This window comes from Gemmobacter nanjingensis (assembly GCF_014652195.1).
GTDB lineage: Bacteria > Pseudomonadota > Alphaproteobacteria > Rhodobacterales > Rhodobacteraceae > Gemmobacter > Gemmobacter caeni.
Genome location: NZ_BMYI01000044.1, coordinates 2,078 through 3,727 on the forward strand (window position 1 = coordinate 2,078; position 1,650 = coordinate 3,727).

At 67.7% G+C, this 1,650-nt stretch carries 1 pseudogene; it reads right to left on the bottom strand.

Features of this window, described 5'->3' with window-relative positions:
- A pseudogene (locus tag IE126_RS24970) lies at nt 1–1,650 on the bottom strand (phage tail protein); the annotation flags it as partial.

The window sequence follows — 1,650 nt, forward strand, 5'->3', positions numbered from 1 at the left end:
TGCGCCATCGGCGGGGCGCATATAGCCCTCTGCCACGGTCGGGGCGGCCGGTGATCCGGTCCAGCCCTCGGCATCGTCGTCGTAATACCAGATCTTCACATGATCGAACTGGTTCACCGTGCCGACCGACAGGCCAGCGATGGACTGGGCGAGCGCCTCCTCGCCATTCACCCGCGCGGTATCCACTGCAAGGATCTGCGCCCTTGTGTCGAGGCTGTCGGCCTCGAGCGAAGTCACGCGCTGTGTGATCGCCGCCCGTTCGGAGGCCGCAACGGTGATGGTCTCCTCGAATGTCGCCCGGAATTCGCGCAAGGACTTCGAGAGATCGGTGCGCAGCTGCTCCTTCTCGCGGTAGCGCCGGTAATCAAGATCGCCCACCCAGTCGCGCAGCTCATCCATGCTGCGCGTCACCCGCCGGTAGTTCCTGGCAAGCGTGCGGACATTGTCGGCACGGCGGGCCACCTCGTCCGAGATATCCTGTGCGATATCCGCCAGACCATCGGCCAGCGTCTGTATGGCATTGCCGCGCGCCTCGGCCTCGGCCGCAATGCCATCCGCCACCCCGGCAATCTGGTCTCCCAGCGCCTGCACCGCATCGCCCCGGGCCTGCGCTTCGTCGCCGATCAACCCGACAAGCGCCTCGACCTCGCCATCGACCCATTGCTGGAGCGCATCGACCTGGCCGAGGATTTCCGTCTCCAGCTGCGACCAGTCGAGATCGGCGGGGCCGAGTTTGAGGCTGGCGGTGGTGGCGCCGAACCAGCCGGTCCAGGCGGTCTTGCGGCCCGAGATCAGCCGGGCGCTGACCTCATAGGCGGTGGCGGGCAAGAGGCCCGCGCTGATCACCGTGCCGCCCTCGGCCAGATCCTGCGTATCGCCGCGCAGGATGATGGCGGTGGTGCCCGCGAGCCGGAGGCGCCAGCGCAGGCCCCGCGCATCCAGATCACTGTCCCAGCCGAGCTGCAGCGCCACGCGCCGACCGGCGCCTCCGGCATCCTTCAGGACGATGGCGCTGACGGCAAATCCTGACACTGGCTGGACCGGGATCGTGGTGCCCGGCGTGGCGGGGGTGTCGGGCAGTTCAAATTCCGCGCTCCAGTCGTAATCCGCCGGATCACGCTCGCGGATCGAGACCTTCTTCAGGCCGGTGCGCAGATCCTCGACCACCTCGCTGATCGAGAAGTCCTTGCTGACATAGCCGTTGCGGGCGCTCGACCAGTCGGCGGTGTCGAGGAGTTCCAGCGCCGAGGCATCGGGCGGCAGGGTCAGGCTGTGGCGGCGGAAGCGGCGCTCGTCCTCGATCCATGCCCGCATCAGGCGCTGCACCTGTCGCTTGTATGGCACGGCGGGCAGCGTCAGATCGGCGGTGCGGCGGCCGAAGGCATCGGCGGCCTCCCAGGCGGCATTGGTGCGCGGCGGCGCCTCCTTGCTTTCCCAGAGGCTTTCGGGGTCGGGATATTGCGCGGTGACCGCGTTAAAGGTCTCCTCCAGCCCCGGAAACGGGTCGTAATCCTGCGGCTTCGAGACGATGATATCGTCATCGGTAAAGCTGTAGACCGGCAGCGCCGGGGCGCCGACCTGCACCTTCCAGCCATACCCGACATCGGCGATGGTGCCCGCGCAGGCCTTCAGCAGCTCCCCCAGCACCGA